17 protein-coding genes are annotated in these 19,193 nt (G+C 73.6%); 13 read left to right on the forward strand and 4 right to left on the reverse strand.

Annotated elements, in window-relative coordinates:
* Window positions 1-68 precede the first annotated feature (68 nt).
* The 13 genes from QP089_RS12990 to QP089_RS13050 all read left to right on the forward strand — a co-directional run bounded on the left by QP089_RS12990 (window position 69) and on the right by QP089_RS13050 (window position 16,277).
* Window positions 69-2,939, forward strand: a complete 2,871-nt coding sequence (locus QP089_RS12990) for a Na+/H+ antiporter subunit A (protein ID WP_285911802.1) — start codon at window positions 69-71, stop codon at window positions 2,937-2,939.
* Window positions 2,936-3,487, forward strand: coding sequence for a Na(+)/H(+) antiporter subunit C (locus tag QP089_RS12995; RefSeq protein ID WP_285911803.1), 552 nt, complete (start codon window positions 2,936-2,938; stop codon window positions 3,485-3,487). The genes QP089_RS12990 and QP089_RS12995 overlap by 4 nt, the downstream gene beginning before the upstream one ends.
* A complete protein-coding gene (locus QP089_RS13000; RefSeq protein WP_285911804.1) occupies window positions 3,484-5,001 on the forward strand; it encodes a Na+/H+ antiporter subunit D in 1,518 nt (505 codons plus the stop codon). Before QP089_RS12995 ends, QP089_RS13000 begins: the two co-directional genes overlap by 4 nt.
* The gene (locus QP089_RS13005) at window positions 4,998-5,555 is read left to right on the forward strand and encodes a Na+/H+ antiporter subunit E (RefSeq protein WP_285911805.1); all 558 of its coding nucleotides are present in this window, start codon (window positions 4,998-5,000) and stop codon (window positions 5,553-5,555) included. The genes QP089_RS13000 and QP089_RS13005 overlap by 4 nt, the downstream gene beginning before the upstream one ends.
* Entirely contained in the window at window positions 5,552-5,845 is a 294-nt protein-coding gene (locus tag QP089_RS13010; RefSeq protein ID WP_285911806.1) for an MrpF/PhaF family protein, read from the forward strand. The genes QP089_RS13005 and QP089_RS13010 overlap by 4 nt, the downstream gene beginning before the upstream one ends.
* Window positions 5,842-6,198 carry a monovalent cation/H(+) antiporter subunit G gene (gene mnhG / locus QP089_RS13015; RefSeq protein ID WP_285911807.1) on the forward strand — a complete coding sequence of 119 codons (357 nt, stop codon included), beginning with the start codon at window positions 5,842-5,844 and terminating at the stop codon, window positions 6,196-6,198. The genes QP089_RS13010 and mnhG overlap by 4 nt, the downstream gene beginning before the upstream one ends.
* Before the next feature lie 465 nt (window positions 6,199-6,663).
* A complete protein-coding gene (locus tag QP089_RS13020) occupies window positions 6,664-7,551 on the forward strand; it encodes a ThiF family adenylyltransferase (protein WP_285911808.1) in 888 nt (295 codons plus the stop codon).
* Complete coding sequence (locus tag QP089_RS13025) at window positions 7,548-8,486, forward strand: aspartate/ornithine carbamoyltransferase family protein (protein ID WP_285911809.1); 939 nt, start codon at window positions 7,548-7,550, stop codon at window positions 8,484-8,486. The genes QP089_RS13020 and QP089_RS13025 overlap by 4 nt, the downstream gene beginning before the upstream one ends.
* 60 nt (window positions 8,487-8,546) lie before the next feature.
* Window positions 8,547-9,959 carry an MFS transporter gene (locus tag QP089_RS13030; RefSeq protein ID WP_285911810.1) on the forward strand — a complete coding sequence of 471 codons (1,413 nt, stop codon included), beginning with the start codon at window positions 8,547-8,549 and terminating at the stop codon, window positions 9,957-9,959.
* A gap of 65 nt (window positions 9,960-10,024) precedes the next feature.
* Entirely contained in the window at window positions 10,025-11,245 is a 1,221-nt protein-coding gene (locus tag QP089_RS13035) for a pyridoxal phosphate-dependent aminotransferase (RefSeq protein WP_285911811.1), read from the forward strand.
* 43 nt (window positions 11,246-11,288) lie between these two features.
* Entirely contained in the window at window positions 11,289-12,338 is a 1,050-nt protein-coding gene (gene carA / locus QP089_RS13040; protein WP_285911812.1) for a glutamine-hydrolyzing carbamoyl-phosphate synthase small subunit, read from the forward strand.
* Between the two features lies 1 nt (window position 12,339).
* On the forward strand, window positions 12,340-15,525 hold the full coding sequence (carB, locus tag QP089_RS13045; RefSeq protein ID WP_285911813.1) for a carbamoyl-phosphate synthase large subunit: 3,186 nt from the start codon (window positions 12,340-12,342) through the stop codon (window positions 15,523-15,525).
* Window positions 15,522-16,277 carry a maleylpyruvate isomerase N-terminal domain-containing protein gene (locus QP089_RS13050; RefSeq protein WP_285911814.1) on the forward strand — a complete coding sequence of 252 codons (756 nt, stop codon included), beginning with the start codon at window positions 15,522-15,524 and terminating at the stop codon, window positions 16,275-16,277. The genes carB and QP089_RS13050 overlap by 4 nt, the downstream gene beginning before the upstream one ends.
* Here QP089_RS13050 and QP089_RS13055 read toward each other — a convergent pair.
* From QP089_RS13055 to QP089_RS13070, 4 genes are all read right to left on the reverse strand, one after another.
* Window positions 16,271-17,002 carry a TetR/AcrR family transcriptional regulator gene (locus tag QP089_RS13055; RefSeq protein WP_285911815.1) on the reverse strand — a complete coding sequence of 244 codons (732 nt, stop codon included), beginning with the start codon at window positions 17,000-17,002 and terminating at the stop codon, window positions 16,271-16,273. The two genes, QP089_RS13050 and QP089_RS13055, sit on opposite strands and share 7 nt — an antisense overlap.
* Before the next feature lie 47 nt (window positions 17,003-17,049).
* Window positions 17,050-17,883, reverse strand: a complete 834-nt coding sequence (locus QP089_RS13060; RefSeq protein WP_285911816.1) for an SAM-dependent methyltransferase — start codon at window positions 17,881-17,883, stop codon at window positions 17,050-17,052.
* 85 nt (window positions 17,884-17,968) lie between these two features.
* On the reverse strand, window positions 17,969-18,178 hold the full coding sequence (locus tag QP089_RS13065) for a DUF397 domain-containing protein (RefSeq protein ID WP_285911817.1): 210 nt from the start codon (window positions 18,176-18,178) through the stop codon (window positions 17,969-17,971).
* Window positions 18,165-19,031, reverse strand: a complete 867-nt coding sequence (locus QP089_RS13070) for a helix-turn-helix domain-containing protein (RefSeq protein WP_285911818.1) — start codon at window positions 19,029-19,031, stop codon at window positions 18,165-18,167. Before QP089_RS13070 ends, QP089_RS13065 begins: the two co-directional genes overlap by 14 nt.
* Window positions 19,032-19,193 lie beyond the last annotated feature (162 nt).

The raw sequence follows: 19,193 nt of genomic DNA on the forward strand, positions 1-19,193 counted from the left end.
GGTGGGGCGCGTGGCCGCGCAGGCGCCCGGCACTAGTGTGACGGTCCAGCACGAAGCGATCACCGTGAGTGACCGTCCGTCCGCCGTCCGATCCTGCCGAGGCCCCCTTGCTGCTGTTGCTCGCCGCGTACTGCGCGGCCGCGGCGGCGGCGCCGGTGCTCGTGCGGGCCATCGGGCGCGACGCGTTCGCGCCGCTGGCGGCGGTGCTCGCCGCGGCGGCCGGGTGGGCGGCGCTGCCGTGGCTGGACGGCGGCGCCCCGCGCACCGAGTCGTGGTCGTGGATCCCCGGGCTCGGCCTGCACCCGTACCTGCGGTCCGACCCGCTGACCTGGATGATGACGGTCATCGTCGGCGGCGTCGGCGCGCTGGTCGTGCTGTACTGCGGCCGCTACTTCACCGGCGCGGAGCCGAAGCTCGCCGCGTTCGCCGGTGAGCTGGTCGCGTTCGCCGCCGCAATGCTCGGCCTGATCCTGGCGGACGACCTCGTCCTGCTCTATGTGTTCTGGGAGCTGACGACCGTCCTGTCGTACCTGCTGATCGGGTATGACGCGGAGCGCGGCATGGCGCGGCGGGCCGCGACGCAGGCGATCGTGATCACCACGTTCGGCGGGCTGGCGATGCTGGTCGGGCTCGTCCTGCTGGGGCAGGCGGCGGGCACCCACCGGCTGTCGGCGATCGTCGCGGCGCCGCCGCACGGGGGCGCCGTCACCGCGGCGGTCGCGCTGATCCTGGTGGGGGCGCTGTCGAAGTCGGCGCTCGTCCCGTTCGGGCTGTGGCTGCCGGGGGCGATGGCCGCGCCGACGCCGGTCAGCGCGTTCCTGCACGCCGCCGCGATGGTGAAGGCGGGCGTGTTCCTGGTGGCGCGGCTGGCGCCCGCGTTCGCCGGCACGCCGGGATGGCGGCCGGTCGTGCTGGGTTGCGGCGTCGCGACGATGCTGCTGGCCGGCTGGCGGGCGCTGCGCGAGCACGACCTGAAGCTGCTGCTCGCCTACGGGACGGTCAGCCAGCTCGGGTTCATGTTCGTGCTGCTGGGGGCCGGGAACCGGGTCGCGGCCCTCGCGGGGTTCACGGTGCTGCTGGCGCACGCGCTGTTCAAGTCGGCGCTGTTCCTGGCGGTCGGGGTCGTCGACCACTCCACCGGCACGCGCGACCTGCGGAAACTGTCGGGTCTCGGACGCCGCACGCCGGTGCTGTACGGGGCGTCGGTCGCGGCGGCGGCGTCGATGGCGGGCGTCCCGGCGACGCTCGGGTTCGCCGGGAAGGAGGCCGCCTACGAGGCGTTCCTCGGCGGCGACGCCGCCCTCGTGGCGCTGGTCACGGTGGGGTCGGCGCTGACCGCCGGCTACAGCCTGCGGTTCCTGTGGGGCGCGTTCGCGCGCAAGGAGGGCGTCGAACCGCGCGAGGTGCACCGCCCCGGCGTGCCGCTGCTCGCGCCGGTGGTCCTGCTCGCGGCGGCGGGCGTGGTCGTCGGGCTGCTCGCCGCCAAGCTGGACGCGCCGATCGGGCGGGAGGCCGCGCCCTTCCCGGTGCGGGGCCACGGCGGCTACCACCTGTCGGCGTGGCACGGGTTCGGGCTTCCGCTGCTGCTCACCGCGGTGTCGCTCGCCTTGGGCGCGGGACTGTTCGCGGCGGGACGGCTCGTCGCGCGCGTCCCCCGGCTCTTCGAGCCCGAGAACGTCTACCTGCGGTTCATGCACGGGCTCAACACGTTCGCGTTGCAGCTCACCGGGTTCGTGCAGCGCGGGTCGCTGCCCGACTACCTGCTGATCATCCTGCTGGCCGCCGTCGGGCTCGCGGGCGGGTCGGTGCTGGCGGCGCTGCCGTGGCCGGTCCCGCTCGGCGGCCGGGTCTGGGACGGCCCCGCGCAGGGGCTCGTCGCGCTGCTGACGGTGGTCGCGGCTGCCGCGGCGATCCGGGCCCGCGACCGGGGCAAGACGGTGGTGCTGTCCGGCGCGTCCGGGTTCGGGGTCTCGACCCTGTTCGTCCTGCAGGGCGCCCCCGACCTGGCGCTGACGCAGTTCCTCGTCGAGACCGCGAGCCTGATCGTCTTCGTGCTGGTGCTGCGGCGGCTGCCCGCGCGGTTCTCGACCCGGTCCCCGGCGCAGCGCGGCGTCCACCTGGCGGCCGGGGCGCTCGCCGGGCTGACCGCGACCGTCGTCACGCTGCTCGCGGCGCGGTCCCGCGTCGCCGCGCCGATCTCCGGCGCCTACCCGGCCGCCGCGAAAGAGGCCGGCGGGAGCAACATCGTCGCGACCGTGCTGGTCGACCTGCGCGCCTGGGACACCCTCGGCGAGACCGTGGTGATCGCGCTCGCCGCCCTCGGCGTGACCAGCATGGTGTTCGCGCGGCGGCCGGTGTCGGTGCCCCCCGCGCCCGACGAGGACACCGAGGTGTGGGGCGTCCGGGAGGTCACCGCGCTGGACGCCGACACCGAACCGGACCGCTGGATCGCCGCCGGGTCCACGCTTGCCGCCGAGCGGCGCTCCATCGTCTTCGAGGTCGTCGCCCGGACGATCTTCCACACCGTCCTGCTGTACTCGCTGTTCCTGCTGTTCACCGCGCACTCCGCGCCGGGCGGCGGGTTCTCGGGCGGCATCGTCGCGGGGCTCGCCCTCGCCGTCCGGTACCTGGCCGGCGGGCCCTACGAGCTGTGGGAGGCGGCGCCGGTGTCGGCGGGCGCGCTGCTCGGCGCGGGCGTGGTCGCGACGGCCGGGACGGCGCTCGGCGGGCTGGTTTGGGGCGGCGCGGTGCTGCAGAGCGCGTCGCTGGACCCGCATCTGCCGCTGCTCGGCCACGTCCACTTCTTCACGTCGCTGCTGTTCGAGATCGGCGTCTACCTGATCGTCGTCGGGCTGGTGCTGACCGTACTGAACGTGCTCGGCGCCGAGATCGACCGGCAGACGGGGGCGGACCGGGCCGGCGGCGGGGTCCCGGGGTGAGCCCGTCGCTGGTGCTGGCCGCGACCGGCGGGACGCTCGTCGCCGCCGGCGTCGTACTGCTGCTGGAGCGCAGCCTGTCCCGGCTCGTCGTCGGCGTGCTGGTGCTGAGCAACGGGGTCAACCTGCTGATCCTCACCGGCGGCGGCCCGGCCGGCCGCGCGCCGATCCTCGCCGCGCACGAGCCGCACGGGCGGCCGGGCCGCCCGCTCAGCGACCCGCTGCCGCAGGCGATGATCCTCACCGCGATCGTCATCTCGCTCGCGTCGGCCGCGTTCGTGCTGGCCATCGCCTACCGCAGCGGCCGGCTGAGCGGCGACGACGAGGTCCGCGACGACATCGAGGACCTGCGGGTGCGCCGGGAGGGCGAGGACGACGTGCGGCTGCGCACCGAGCGCGAGCGGCGCGCCGTCGCCGACCCGTCCGAGCTCGGCGCCCGCGAGGAGCCCGACAGCGACTTCCCCGGCGGCGTCCCCCGCGACGGGCGCGCCGGACGGCCCGGACGACCCGCACGGCCCGGCCGGACCCGGCGGGACGGGCGGGACCGGTGAACGCGCTGCTCCCGATGCCGGTGCTGCTGCCCGTGCTGGCCGCCGGCATCAAGATCATCATCGGGCCGCGGCACGCGCTGCTGAAGCGCGCGATCAGCGTGGTCGCGCTGGCCGCCGTGCTCGGCGTCGCGGTCGTGCTGCTGGTCCGCGCCGACCGGGACGGGCCGCAGGCCGTGCAGCTCGGCGGCTGGCCCGCCCCGGTCGGCATCACGCTGGTCGCCGACCGGCTGTCGGCGCTGATGCTGGTCGTGTCGTCCGCCGTCATCCTGTGCGTGCTGGTCTACGCGTTCGGTCAGGACGGCGCCGACCGCGACCGGGACACCCCGCTGTCGGTGTTCCACCCGACGTACCTGCTGCTCGCCGCCGGCGTCTGCGACGCGTTCCTCGCCGGCGACCTGTTCAACCTGTTCGTCGGGTTCGAGATGATGCTGATGGCCAGCTACGTGCTGGTCACGCTCGCCGGCACCATGGCCCGCGTCCGCGCCGGGACGACCTACATCGTCGTGGCGCTGCTGTCGTCGATGCTGTTCCTCGTCGCGATCGCCGTGCTGTACGCCGCGACGGGCACCGTCAACATGGCGCAGCTGTCGTGGCGGATCGCCGAACTGCCCGCCCCGGTCTCGCGGATCGGCGAGGCGGCGCTGGTGACCGCGTTCGCCGCCAAGGCCGCGGTGTTCCCGCTGTCGATGTGGCTGCCGGACTCCTACCCGAGCGCGCCCACCCCCGTCACCGCCGTGTTCGCCGGGCTGCTCACCAAGATCGGCGTGTACGGGGTCGTCCGCACCGAGACGCTGCTGTTCCCTGGCGGCCACCTGCGCACGGTGCTGCTGGTGGCGGCGCTGCTCAGCATGCTGGCCGGGGTGCTGGGCGCGATGGTGCAGATCGACGTGCGGCGGCTGCTGTCGTTCACGCTGGTGAGCCACATCGGCTACATGATCTTCGGGGTGGGGCTGGACTCGGCCGCCGGGCTCGCCGCGACGGTGTTCCACGTCCTGCACCACATCACCATCCAGACCACGCTGTTCCTGGTCGCGGGGCTGATCGACCGGCGCGGCGGCGGGACGTCCCTGGCCCGGCTCGGCGGCCTGGCGCGCAGCGCGCCGCTGGTCGGCGCGCTGTTCTTCGTCCCGGCGATGAACCTCGGCGGGATCCCGCCGCTGTCGGGTTTCCTCGGCAAGCTCGGGCTGCTGCGCGCGGGGCTCGCGCAGGGCGGCCCGCTCGTGGACACGCTCGTCGCGGGCGCCGTCGTCACCAGCCTGCTCACCCTGTACGCGCTGGTGAAGGTGTGGAACCAGGCGTTCTGGAGCGCCCCGCCGGACGACCTGCCGGACGGCGCTTCGACCGCGCCGATGCCGGTCGCGATGGTCGCCGGGAGCGCCGCGCTGGTCGTGCTCAGCCTCGCCTACACCGCCGGCGGCGGGCCGCTGTACGGGCTCTGCGAGCGGGCGGCGGCCGAACTGCTGGACCCGCAGTCCTACGTGCGGGCCGTGTTCCCTTCCGGAGGCGCCTCATGAGGGACTTCACCGTCCGGGTCGGACGCCGCCGCGCGATCCGCCCGTCCGCCGTCGTCTGGCTGACGGTGGTGTGGATGCTGCTGTGGGACAAGCCGTCCGTGGCGAACATGCTGTCGGGCCTCGTGCTGTCGGTCGTGCTGCAGCTGGTGTTCCCGCTCCCGCCGGTCGGCCACCACCTGCGGCTCCGGCCCGCCGGGCTCGCGGTGTTCGCGCTGCGCGCCGCCGCCGACCTGCTGCACAGCGCGGGCCCGCTGGCCTGGCAGGCGGCCGGCGGGCGCGGCCGGGCCCGCCGGAACTCGGTGATCGCGGTGCCGCTGCGGACCCGCTCCGACCTGATCCTCGCCATCATGGCGATCTCGCTGTCGGCGACGCCGGGCACGCTGGTGCTGGACGTCCGCCGCTCCGACGCGACGCTTTTCCTGCACGTGCTCGGCGCAGCGGACGACGCGGCGGTGGACAGGGCCCGGCGGGACGTGCTGGCACTCGAACGCCGGACGGTCCGGGCCTTCGGCACCCGCGCCGACCTGCGCGCCCTCGCGGAGGCCCGGTCATGACGATCGTGCTGTACATCGTGACGGCGGTGCTGTCCCTGGCGGCCGCGTGCTCGCTCGCCCGGGTCGCGCAGGGCCCGTCGATGCTCGACCGCGCCATGGCCCTGGACGTCCTGCTCGCCGTGATCATGGCGGGGCTCGGCACCGCGGCGGTCGCGGACGGCGACACCTGGGTGCTGCCGACGCTGCTGGCGCTGTCGCTGCTCGCCTTCGTCGGGTCGGTGGCGGTCGCCCGGTTCCTCACCCACCACGTCCCCCGCCCGGACGAGCCGGACCAGGGGGCGGACGCGTGACCACGGCGTTCACGGCGGCGTTCCTGCTGCTCGGCGCGGGCGCCTCGTTCAGCGCCGGGCTCGGCGTGCTGCGGCTGCCCGACCTGTTCACCCGGATGCACGCGGCGACGAAGTCGCAGGCCGTCGGGCTGCTGCTGGTGCTGGTGGGGGTCGGGATCCGGTTCCCGACCATCGAGGTGCTCACGTCGCTGGCGCTGGTGGCGCTGCTGCAGATCATCACCGTCCCGGTGGCGGCGCACCTGGTCGGCCGCGCCGCCTACCGCACCGGCCGCGTCGACCGCGACCTGCTGCACGTCGACGAGCTGGAGCGCGCCCTCGAATCGTCGGGCGACGCCCCTCCGGAAACGGACTGACGGGCCCGCCGGGCCTTCGCCGAAGGAACCGTAGCCTTCGGCCGCCGCCCTACCGCCGACCATTCACGAAATGGTTACCCGATGCCGTTCCTGCGACCATCCGAAAGAAAAGCGAATGTGCAGCTCACGGCGGAATGGCGATCATTTGTTCCGCCTGCCGAAAGAAGACATCCGAATACGGCCGGATAGGGCATGACCGAAACCTGACGCACCTCCGGCGCGGCCGCGGAAGCCGCGGAGCGGCCGCGCCTCCCGCCCACCCGGGGTGAGAGCGTTCCAGGCGCCCGGACGCGGTGTGACACAGAAAATATTTAGTCGGTCAAAGTGCTGGTCAGGCGATGCTCGAACCGTTTCATTCCGGGCCCGTCCGGAAGGGCCGGTGTTTGGCTCCGTTCACTCAGGCGAAACACCGCCCTGGATGTTCCGATCCCCCATTCCCCCACAGCGAAGGGAGCGTCCACGGGCATGGGCAAGAACACCGTACGCAGGATCGAGCACGCAGGCGAGTACGACGACGCCGTCTACTGGGAGCGGGTCAAGCGGAACCTCGGCTGGCTCGGCGACACCGACGAGGAGGCGCGCGAGCGGCAGCGCACGCTGCGCGACGCGACGGTCGGCGTCGCGGGCGCCGGCGGCATCGGCGGCTCGATGGTCGAACGGCTGGCGCGGCTCGGCGTGCTGCACCTCAAGGTCGCCGACCTCGACACCTTCGAGTACTCCAACATCAACCGCCAGCTCGGCGCGGGCGTCCGCACCGTCGGCCGCAACAAAGCCGAGGTGGTCGCGGAGTACGTGCACGACATGACGCCCGACGTCACGATCGAGGTCTTCCCCGAGGGCATCACGCCCGAGTCGGCGCCCGACTTCGTCCAGGGCTGCGACTACATCCTCGACGAGATCGAACCCTACGAGTACCCGGCGCGGTACGCGCTGCACCGGGCGTTTCGCGACGCGCCGCAGGTGAGGTTCATGCTCACCGGCTACGTGTTCGGCAACCGGACCTTCCTCTGGAAGTGGACGCACGACTCGATGCCGATCGAGGAGTTCATCGGACTGCCGGAGGACGCCGGCATGAACCCCGAGGTCGCCGAGCACCTGATGGAGCGCCTCATCCCCGACAAGCCGGGCTACCCGGACGCGACGATGCAGCGCCGCTGGCTGATCGACGAGCAGACCTGCCCGATCACCCCCGGCGCCCCGCCGATGTCGCAGGGCCTGATCCTGGAGCGGCTGATGCTCGGCATCACCGGCATCGAGGACCAGGCCGACAGCGCGCGGCTGCCCGTCGCGCCCGGCTACGCCATGGTCGACTCGCGCACCTGGACCGCCACGATCGTCGAGGGGAAGGGATGAGCGGGTTCGCCGGCCGGCACGTCCTGTCGCTCGCCCCGTTCGGCCGCGGCGACCTGGAGGCGCTGTTCGACGCGGCCGACCAGGCGGGCCGCGAGCTCGCCAAGGGCGAGGTGGAGCAGGACCTGCACGGGAAGATCCTGATGTCGGCGTTCTTCGACAAGAGCACCCGCACCCGGCTCGCGCACGAGACCGCGATGCTGCGGCTCGGCGGGAGCGTCTCCGGGTTCGCCGACGCGGAGGTGACCCGCGCGTCCGGCAAGACGCAGGAGTCGTCGGCGGACGTGTTCCGGATGCTCGCGCTGTACGGCGACGTCATCGTCACGCGGCATCCGGTCACCGGCGAGCCCGCGCGGGCCGCCGAGGCCATCGACGGCGCGCTGATCATCAACGCGGGCGACGGCACCGGCGAGCACCCGACGCAGGCGCTCACCGACCTGTACACGATCCGGCAGCGGTTCGGCCGCATCGACGGGCTGCGCATCGTGCTGGTCAACGACCTGCGGATGCGCTGCGTGAAGTCGCTGCTGCGCGGCCTCGCCAAGTACGACTGCGAGGTCGTCGGCGTGGCCGCGCCCGGCATGGACCTGGACCCGCTCGCCCGCGCCGAGTTCGAGGGCGCCGGCCGGACGATCCGGTTCCACGACGACCTCATCGGCGTGCTGCCGGAGGCGGACGTCGTGTACTCCTCGCCGACCGTCGCCGCCGAGCTGGACGCCGCGGACCGCGCGCGGCCTCCGGCGGGCGAGCTGCCCCTCACCGGCGACCTGCTGGCCGCGGTGGCGCCGCCGGAGCTGGCCGTCCTGCATCCCCTGCCCCGCAAGGGGGAACTGGCGACGGACGTGGACGGCACCCGGCACAACGCCTACTTCCAGCAGGCGGCCAACGGCGTCTCCCTGCGGATGGCGCTGCTCCGGCTGATGCTCGGCCGGGGCTGAGACGCGGGTAGGCCGATGAGAGACACCCGGTACGACGGAGAAGGAAGGGGGGCCGGTTCGATGACCGGCGGTGACGAGACGGGCGGCGGGTTCGCGTGGCGCCCGCTGATCGCGGTCTGCTTCGGCTGGTTCATGGTGATCGTGGACGCCACGATCGTCAACGTGGCGCTGCCCAAGCTCGGCGACGAGTTCGGCGCCTCGGTGTCCGGGCTGCAGTGGGTCGTCGACGGCTACACGGTGGTGTTCGCCGGGCTGCTGCTGTCGTCGGGCTGGCTCGGCGACCGGCTCGGCGGCAAGCGGGTCTTCCAGGCGGGCCTCGCCCTGTTCATCGCGGCGTCGGCGGCCTGCGGCCTCGCGCCCGGCCTGGCGTTCCTCGTGGGCGCGCGGGTGGTGCAGGGCGTGGGCGCGGCGCTGCTGGTGCCCTCGTCGCTGGCGCTGCTTCAGGGCAGCTACGACGACCGGCGCACCCGCGCCCGCGCCATCGGCATCTGGGCGATGGTCGGCGGGTTCGCGTCCGGCTCGGGCCCGCTGCTCGGCGGGCTGCTCGCCGACGGCCTCGGCTGGCGCTGGATCTTCTTCGTCAACGTCCCCGTCGGCCTGCTGGGGATGCTGCTGACCGCGCGCTGGGTGCACACCGGCGGGCACGGGCGCGAGGGCGGGCGGCTGGACGTGCCGGGCCAGCTGACCAGCGCCGTCGCGCTGCTGGCCATCACCGCGTCGATGGTGCGGGCGGGCCGCTCCGGCTGGCTCGACCCGCTGGTGCTCGGCGGGTTCGCGCTGTTCGCGGTGGCGGCCGCTCTGTTCGTGACGACCGAGGCGCGGGTGCGGGCGCCGATGCTGCCGCTGTCGCTGTTCCGCAGCCGCGAGCTGTCGGCGGCGACCGCGGTCGGCGGCCTCATGAACCTCGGGTTCTACGGCCAGCTGTTCGTGCTGACGCTGTACTTCCAGCAGATCCGCGACTACTCGCCGCTGATGACGGGGCTGGCGCTGCTGCCGCAGACCGGCGTCATCGCGTTCGGCTCCTGGCTCGGCGGGCGGGTGACCGCGCGCGGCGGGCCGCGGCTGCCGATGATCGTCGGGATGGCGACCGGCGCCGCCGGGTTCCTCGCCCTCACCGTCACCACCCGGACCGTCCCGTACGCCGAGCTGGTGGTGCCGATGATGGCGACCGGGTTCGGGATCTCCTTCACCATGCCCGCGGCGACCGCGGCCGTGGTGGAGGGGGCCCCGCCCGAGCGCACCGGCATCGCGTCCGGGACGCTCAACGCCGCCCGGCAGGTCGGCGGCGCCATCGGCATCGCGCTGCTCGGCGCGTTCGTCGCGGGCGGCAAGGCCGACTTCGTCCCGGGCCTGCGCGTCGCGGTGGTCGTCGCCGGCGCCGCGTACGCGCTCGGCGCGCTGCTCGCGCTGTCGGTGCCACGGCCGCGGCGCGAGGCCGCCGAGGAGGCGGAGATGGCCGGGGCGCGCCGCTGACCGGCCCGCCCCGGCCCCCACCCCCACGAGTTCGTTCCCCAGCCTCACCAGGAAGGAAGGATCCGGTGCGGACGCTGCGCTCTGCCCGCATGTCCGACGTCACCTACGAGATACGGGGCCCGCTGCTGCGGCTGGCCCAGCAACTGGAACGCGACGGCGAGAAGGTCGTCAAGCTGAACATCGGGGACCCGGCCGCGTTCGGCGTCCCGGTCCCGCCGGAGGTGGTCGACGCGGCGCGCGCCGGCGTCGCCGACTCGACCGGCTACGGCGACGCGCAGGGCCTGCTCCCCGCGCGGGAGGCGATCGCGGCGGACTACGCGCGCAAGGGCCTGTCCGGCGTCACCCCGGCGGACGTGTTCCTCGGCAACGGCGTGTCGGAGCTGGTGTCGATGGCGCTGCAGGCCCTGCTCGACCCGGGCGACCAGGTCCTCGTCCCCGCCCCCGACTACCCGCTGTGGACGGCGGCGACGACGCTGGCGGGCGGCGAGCCCGTGCACTACCTGTGCGACGAGGGCGCGGACTGGCGACCCGACCTCGCCGATCTCAGCGCCAAGATCACCGACCGGACCCGGGCCGTGGTGATCATCAATCCGAACAACCCGACCGGCGCGGTGTGGCCGCGCGAGACGCTGGAGCGCATCACCACCCTCGCGGGCGCGCACGGGCTGGTCGTCATGGCCGACGAGATCTACGACGAGATCCTGTACGACGGCGCCGCGCACGTGCCCGCCGCCACCCTCGCGCCCGACCTGCCCTGCCTCACCTTCGGCGGGCTGTCCAAGCGCTACCGGGTGCCGGGGTTCCGGTGCGGCTGGATGGCGATCTCCGGCCCGCGCGCGCTGACCGCCGACTACGCCGAAGCGCTGGAGACGCTGGCGTGCCTGCGGCTGTGCCCGAACGTGGTGGCGCAGCACGCGGTGCCCGCCGCGCTGCGCGACACCGGGAGCATCCGCGCGCTCACCGCGCCCGGCGGCCGGCTGGCCGAGCAGCGCGACCGGTGCTGGGAGCTGCTGACCGCCATCCCCGGCGTGAGCTGCGTGAAGCCGCAGGGCTCCTTCTACGCCTTCCCCCGGCTGGACCCGCGCGTCCACCCGCTGGCCGACGACGGCCGGTTCGCCCTGGACCTGCTCCGCGAGGAGAAGGTGCTGATCGTCCAGGGCAGCGGGCTCGGCTGGCCGCGGCACGACCACTTCCGGATCGTGACGCTGCCGCCCGTCGGCGACCTCGACGAGACGGCCGCGCGGATCGCGCGCTTCCTCGAGCGGCGGCCCGCGCTCGCCTCCTGACCCCTTCCATCCCCCCGAACCGACCGACCAGAGGAGGACGCCCATGGACGGGCTACTGGTGCTCGCCGACGGCGAGACGTTCGAGGGCCGCGTGGACTCCCCCGCCACAGCCACCGGCGAGGTGGTCTTCAACACCGTCCACAGCGGCTACCAGGAAGTGATCACCGACCCCTCCTACGCGGGGCAGATCGTCTGCTTCACCTACCCGCACATCGGCAACTACGGCGTGACGCCGGCCGACGACCAGAGCGGCCGGCCGCGCTGCCGCGGCGTCATCGCCCGCGAGGTCACCGAGCGGCCGAGCAACCGCCGCGCCGCGGAGGCGGTGCGGCCCTGGCTGGCCCGGCACGGCGTCCCGGTGCTGACCGGCATCGACACCCGGCGCCTCACCCGCCACCTGCGCGAGGCGGGCTCGCTCTGCGGCGCGTTCGGGCCGGCCGACGAGCACGACGCGCTGCTGGCGGCGGCCCGCGCCGAACCGGGCACCGAGGGCGCCGACCTGGTGTCGGGCGTCACCACCCGCGAGCCGTACCGGGTCGGCGACGGCCCGCTGCGCGTCGTCGCCTACGACCTCGGGATCAAGCAGGACATGCTGCGGCGGCTCGGCCGCATCGCGACCGTCGACGTGGTGCCCGCCGGCACGCCCGCCGGCGACGTCCTCGCCCGGCGCCCCGACGGGGTGTTCCTGTCCAACGGCCCCGGCGACCCGGCCGCCGTGGACGTCGACGTCGCCGGGCTGCTCGGCCGGGTCCCGCTCTTCGGCGTCTGCCTCGGCCACCAGCTGCTCGCCCGCGCGCTCGGCGCGCGGACCTACAAGCTGCCGTTCGGGCACCACGGCGGCAACCATCCGGTCCGCCGCGTCGCGACCGGGCAGGTCGAGGTGACCAGCCAGAACCACAACTACGCCGTCTCCGCGGACGGCCTGTCCGGTGCCCGCACCACCCACGTCAACCTCAACGACGGCGTCGTCGAGGGCCTGGAGTGCCGCGACGCGCGCGCCTTCTCCGTCCAGTACCACCCGGAGGCGGCGCCCGGCCCGCACGACGCCGGCTACCTGTTCGAAGAGTTCCGCACGATGATGGAGCACGCCTGACATGCCTCTGCGCGACGATTTGAAGAGCGTCCTGGTCATCGGTTCCGGGCCGATCGTGATCGGCCAGGCCTGCGAGTTCGACTACTCCGGCGCGCAGGCGTGCCGGGCCCTGCGCGAGGCGGGCCTGCGCGTCGTGCTCGCCAACTCCAACCCGGCCACGATCATGACGGACCCGGACATGGCCGACCGCACCTACGTCGAGCCGCTGACCGCCCCGTTCCTGGAGGCGATCATCGAGCGGGAGCGGCCGGACGCGCTGCTCGCCACGCTCGGCGGGCAGACCGCGCTGAACCTCGCCACCGAGCTGCACGAGTCCGGCGTCCTGGACCGCTACGGGGTCGAGGCGATCGGCGCGAGCGCCGAGGCGATCCGCACCGCCGAGACCCGCGAGCTGTTCAAGGACGCGATGACCGAGATCGGGCTGGAGACCCCCGAGTCGGGCTTCGCGCACGGCGTGGACGAGGCGCTGGAGATCGCCGACCGGATCGGCTACCCGGTGGTGGTCCGGCCGTCGTTCATCCTCGGCGGCGAGGGCACCGGCATCGCCCACGACCGCGACCGCCTCGCCCGGCTCGCCGAGGACGGCATCGCCGCGAGCCCCGCCGGCGAGATCCTCATCGAGGAGTCGATCGCCGGGTGGAAGGAGTACGAGCTGGAGGTGATGCGCGACGCCGCCGACAACTGCGTGGTGGTCTGCGCGATCGAGAACTTCGACCCGGTCGGCGTCCACACCGGCGACTCCATCACCGTCGCGCCCGCGCAGACGCTGTCGGACGTGGAGTACCAGGAGATGCGCGACGCCGCGTTCGCCTGCATCCGCCGCATCGGCGTCGCGACGGGCGGCTCGAACATCCAGTTCGCGATCGACCCGGAGACCGGCCGGATGATCGTCATCGAGATGAACCCGCGGGTGTCGCGCTCCAGCGCGCTGGCGTCCAAGGCCACCGGCTTCCCCATCGCCAAGATCGCGACGCTGCTGGCGGCCGGGCTGACGCTGGACGAGATCCGCAACGACATCACCCGCGAGACCCCCGCCGGGTTCGAGCCGGCGCTGGACTACGTCGTCACCAAGGTGCCGCGCTGGGACTTCGCGAAGGTCGAGGGCGTCGACGACACCCTGGACACGCGGATGCGCTCGATCGGCGAGGCGATGGCCATCGGCCGCACGTTCCCCGAGTCGCTGCAGAAGTGCCTGCGGTCCCTCGACGACGGCCGGCTCGGCCTCAACGCCGACCCCGGCGAGGCCCGCTACACCGGGCCCGACACCGCCGCGCTGCTGGAGGAGGCATCCCGGCCCGCGCCCGGCCGGATCTTCTGGGTGGAGGCGGCGATCCGGCGCGGCGCGTCGGTCGAGGAGACCGCCCGCGCGACGGGGATCGACCCGTGGTTCCTCGACCGGATCGCGGAGATCACCGCCGAGCGCGAGCGCATCGAGTCCGGCGTCCTGGACTGGCGGCGCGCCAAGCGGCTCGGCTTCTCCGACGCGCAGATCGCCCACCTGCTCGGCACCGACGAGGACCGGGTCCGCGAAATGCGCGCCGACGCGGGCGTGCACGCCACGTTCAAGGCGGTCGACACCTGCGCCGCCGAGTTCGAGGCCTTCACCCCGTACCACTACTCGACCTGGGAGGACACCGACGAGGTGCGGCGCGGCGACCGTCCCCGCGTCGTGATCCTCGGCTCCGGGCCGAACCGGATCGGGCAGGGCGTGGAGTTCGACTACTGCTGCGTCCAGGCCGCCGGGGCGCTGCGCGACGCCGGGTTCGAGGCGGTGATGGTGAACTGCAACCCCGAGACGGTCTCCACCGACTACGACACCAGCGACCGCCTCTACTTCGAGCCGCTGACCGCAGAGGACGTCCGCAACGTCATCGACGCCGAGGACCCCGCGGGCGTCGTCCTCACCTTCGGCGGCCAGACGCCGCTGAAGCTCGCGCACCGGCTGCCGGAGCGCCTCGTCCTCGGCACCCCGCCCGACGCCCTCGACGTCACCGAGGACCGCGAGCGCTGGAACGCTCTGTGCCGCGACCTCGGCATCGCGCAGCCGCCGGGCGGCACCGCGGCGACGGAGGAGGAGGCGGTGCGGATCGCCGACCGGCTCGGATACCCGGTGCTGGTCCGCCCGAGCTACGTGCTGTCGGGACGCGCGATGCGGATCGTCGGCGACGCCGGCGAGCTGCGCGCGGCGCTGGCGGAGGTGCGCGCCGAGAGCGGCCTCGCCCAGGAGCGGCCCGTGCTGGTCGACCGGTTCCTCGCCGGGGCGACGGAGGTCGACGTCGACGCGGTGCGCGACGCGGCGGGAGAGGTGCTCATCGGCGCGGTGATGGAGCACGTCGAACCCGCCGGGGTGCACTCGGGCGACAGCGCCTGCGTGATCCCGCCCGTCGGGCTGCCGGCCGGCACCATCGCCACGATCGAGGAGCACACCCGGGCGCTCGCCGACGCGCTCGGCGTCGTCGGTCCGCTGAACGTGCAGTACGCGGTCGCGGACGGCCGCGTCCACGTCATCGAGGCCAACGCCCGCACCAGCCGCACCGTCCCGTTCGCGTCCAAGGCCACCGGCGTCCCGCTGGCCCGGGCGGCGGCGCGGGTGATGACCGGCGCCACCCTCGCCCAGCTGCGCGAGGAGGGCATGCCGGAGCCGGCGGTGCGGCGCGTCTGCGTCAAGGAGGCGGTGCTGCCGTTCGACCGGCTGGCCGAGGCGCGCGACGCGCTCGGCCCGGAGATGCGCTCCACCGGCGAGGTGATGGGCATCGCCGGGGACTTCGGCGCCGCCTACGCCAAGAGCCAGATCGCCGCGGGCGCGACGATGCCGTCCGGCGGCCGTGCGTTCGTCTGCGTCCCCGAGCGGCTCGCCGACGAGGCGCGGCAGGTCGCCGAGCGGTTCGCCGAGCTCGGCCTGAAGGTCGTGGCGCCGCCCGCGACGGCGCGGGCGCTCGGCGGGCCGGTCGGCGAATGCGCGGGTTTCCCGCTGGAGGACCCGGGCACTGTCCAGCTCATGCTGGACGTTCCGCCTTCACCGTCCGCGCCGCTCGACGACGAGCGGGTCCGCCGCCGCACCGCGGCGCGCAGGCAGGGGGTGCCCTACCTGACGACCCTCGCCGCGGCCCGCTCCTTCGCCACCGCGATGGCCTCCTGGGACGGCGGCCCGCCCGAGGTGTCCACCCTGCAGGAGCAGCGGCCGTGAGCGAGCGGCCGCGCGCGGCGGAGGCGATGCTCACCGCCCTCCAGGACCTGCCGCCCCACGCGCTGACCTGGTGCGGCGGCTGGACCGTCCACCATGTCGGCGCGCACATCGCGGGCAACTACATCGAGGCGCTGCGGCACATCGAGGCCTACGCCGAGGGCAGCCCGCTGACCTCGACCCGCTCGTTCGAGGAGCGCGAGCCGCCGCTGCGGGCGCTGCCCGACGAGCGGCTGCTCGCCACCGTCGAGCAGGCCGAGGAGCGGATGCGCCGCGCCGCCGAGGCCGTCCTCGCCGACGACCCCGACGCCGAGCTGACCTGGACGGGCCGCCGCTTCCGGGTCGCCGACTTCCCCTCCCACATGCGCAACGAGTGCGCCCTGCACCGCTGGGACCTGGTCGGCGACGACGAGACCAGCGTCGAGCTGCTGTCGGACCCGAAGCTGCTGGAGCACTCGGTGACCGCGGTGGGCGCGGGGCCGCTGTGCGCCCGCGGCCTGCGCGCCGTGGACGGGTCCGGCCCGTTCTCGGCCCGGCTGCGCACCGAGGGGCAGCCGGACCTGCTGGTCGAGGTCGACGGCGGCGAGCCGGCGCTGTCGCTGGCCGAGCCGTCCGGGGAGGCCACCGTCGTCGGCGACCAGGCGGCGCGGCTGCTCATGGTGTGGGGGCGCGTCCCCTCGCCGCCGATGCGGCTGCGCCGCGTCGGGCCGCAGGACGACAGCGACCGGCTCCAGGCGCTCTTCGCCGGCTACTGACCGGCGGGATCCGTCGCGGTCGGACCCGTCGCGGTCGGATCCGTCGCGGCGGGGTCCGGCGCGGCGGGCCGGTTCCCGAAGGCGCCGGCGTCCCACAGGGTGCGGACGTTGCGGACGAGCGGCGGGCCGACGGCGCGCAGCGCGTCCACGTCGTTGTCGGCGACCGCGTTCGTCACCAGGGTGCTGGTCGCCGCGACGATCATCCGGCAGGTGAAGCGGCCCGCCTCGTCCCGCGCGCCGAGCATGTCGGCGAGCACGTCGGTGATCGTGTTCTGGAGGTCCGCGCGCCGCCGGACCGCCTCCGGTCCGGCGGCGTACACCTCCACCAGGAACAGCCGGGTGTAGGGCAGCTCGATGGCGAGGGCCTCGAGGTAGGCGGTGAACGCCTGCTCGAACCGGTCCATCGGTCCGCCGCCGGAGCCCGGCGCGGGCACCCCGTCCCCGCCGGCGCCGATCATCTCCAGCAGGTGCTGGAGCAGCAGGTCTCGCGCGACGTCGAAGGCGGCCATGAAGCAGTCGAGCTTGCTGTCGAACACCTGGTAGAAGCTCTGCCGCGACACCCCGGACCGCTGGAGGACGTCCGCGACCGAGGTGGCGACGTATCCCTTCTCGGCCATCACCTCGGCCATCGCGGCGCACAGCCGCGACCGCTGGATCCGTTCCACTTCCTCGGGTGACAGCGCCGAGCGCCCTCTGGGCAGCCGGCGCGGCGATGAGTCCGACACGCGTTCACCTTACGGCCACCCCGCCCTGACATGGCACTACGCGCGTGTCAGGGCTTGCGGGCCACGCCCGCCGGGATCCAGGTGTGCGACGGGTCGACCTCGGCGGGGTTCTTGCTTCCCCAGACGTCGACGTAGGACAGGCCGGGCGGGGCGTCCTCGTGCGGCGGGAGGTACTCCCAGCCGTCGAAGAACCGGTCGATCTCCTTGAACGTCCGGAAGTTCAGGCGCGCGGTGACGTTGCGGTAGACCTCGTTGAACCGCTCGATCTTGTCGCGACGCTGCCCGTCGGCGGTGACGTGCGACAGGGCGAGGTAGCTGCCGGACGGGACCGCGTCGAGGTACTGGCGCAGCAGCTTCCACGGGTCCTGGCCGGGGTCGACGAAATGCCAGATGGCGACGTGCATGTAGCCGACGGGCCGGTCGAAGTCGATGAGCCGCCGCACCTCGGCGTCGCCGAGGACGGACGCGGGGTCGGCGATGTCGGCATCGACGTAGGCGACGTTGGTCTCGCCGCTGCGGCGGAGCATGTCGCGCGACATGTCCAGGACGACGGGGTCGTTGTCGACGTAGACGACCTTCGCGTCCGGGTGGACGACCTGGACGACCTCGTGGGTGTTCCACGCGGTCGGGATGCCGGAGCCGAGGTCGATGAACTGGTCGACGCCGGCCCGCGCGATGACGCCCGCCGCCCGCTGCAGGAATATGCGGTTGGCCTGCGCCATGTAATGCAGTTCCGGAACCTTCTCCTGCAGTTTGCGGGCGGCCTCCTCGTCGGCGGGGGTGTGGTGCCGGCCATTGAGGAAGTAGTCGTAGATCCGTCCCGCGGAGGCGACGCCGGGACCGCTTCGCGATGCGCCCTTGGGGTGGGAATGGCTGTCCATCGTCTTCCTTGGGGAGGATCGGGGAAATGGGGGGAGGCACCCGGCGACGGCGTCCCCGGGTGCCCTTTCGTCCCTCGTCAGGCGCTCACAGGTCGAAACGGCCCGCCTTCACCCGGTCGGCGAATTCGCGCCAGCTCGCGTCGTCGAACACCAGCGTGCCGCCGTCGCGGTCCGTGGTGTCGCGGACTCCGATGACCCGGTCGCCGCCGCCGACCTCAACGCAGGCGTCCTGCGCGGCATTCGACCGCGACGATTTCCGCCAGGTCCCGGGGGTGATCACATCACGATTCCTCATGCGGGGTAATCCCTTCCATCTCTTTCTCGAGGAACTCCGTCGTCTGTTTCGGGGTCAGCGCCTTGGCCTGGAGCCAGGCCCAGACCTGCTCGTAGCGGGCGACGCCCGTTCCGGTCTCGACCCGGGAGCGGCCGGTGACCGAGCCCTCGACGAACACCCCGGCGCCGATCACCGGCGAGTCGAAGTCGAAGGCCATGAACGAGCCGAGCGCGGGGTGCGGGCCGGCGCCGAACGGCATCACCTGGATGGTCGCGGCGGGCGGCGGCACCAGCAGGCGGGCGATCTGCGCGCGGCGCAGCGCGGGCCCGCCCGGCATCCGCCGCAGCGCACTCTCGTCGATCATGAAGACGGCCTCGCGGACCGAGCCGCCGAACACCGCGGCCTGCCGCCCCATCCGCAGCTCGACACCGGAGTCCACGCGGGGCGGCGAGACGCTCGGGTCGACGGCCTGGATGACCTGCCGGGCGTACTCGGGGGTCTGCAGGAGGCCGGGAATTGCGGTCAGGTCCCAGGCGCGAATGCGGACGGCCGCCATCTCCATGCCGAGCAGTTCGGCGGTGGCGTCGGGCCAGTCCCCGTTGCCGTTCCACCAGCCCGGCCGGCTGGCCCGATCGCGCAATTCTTCTAGTTCGTCCTGTTTGTCGGGCGGAACTCCGTAATGCGCGCAGAGCCCGCGCAGCACGATGACACTGGGCGTGACCTCGGCGTTCTCCCACCGTCTGACGGTCTGCGGATGGACGCCGAGATCCTTGGCGATACCGGCCACCGACTCTCCGGACGCCTTGCGGGCATTGGCGAGCGCATTGCCGAGCAGCCAGCCCGACAGCACCGGCCCGTCGTCACCGGGAGTCATGCTCCGTGTCTACACCGCGGTCATCACACGATGCAACCCGCATTATGCAGCTTTTGCCCGGCGATCTTTATCGCGCGCAAATGATCATTATGCGCCGGGCGCCGTGTCAATTGACATGAAGCGCTTGACACACTGCGCGACGCGTAGGAATGTCTTTCGCAA

This window comes from Actinomadura opuntiae (genome assembly GCF_030283205.1).
Lineage (GTDB): Bacteria > Actinomycetota > Actinomycetes > Streptosporangiales > Streptosporangiaceae > Spirillospora.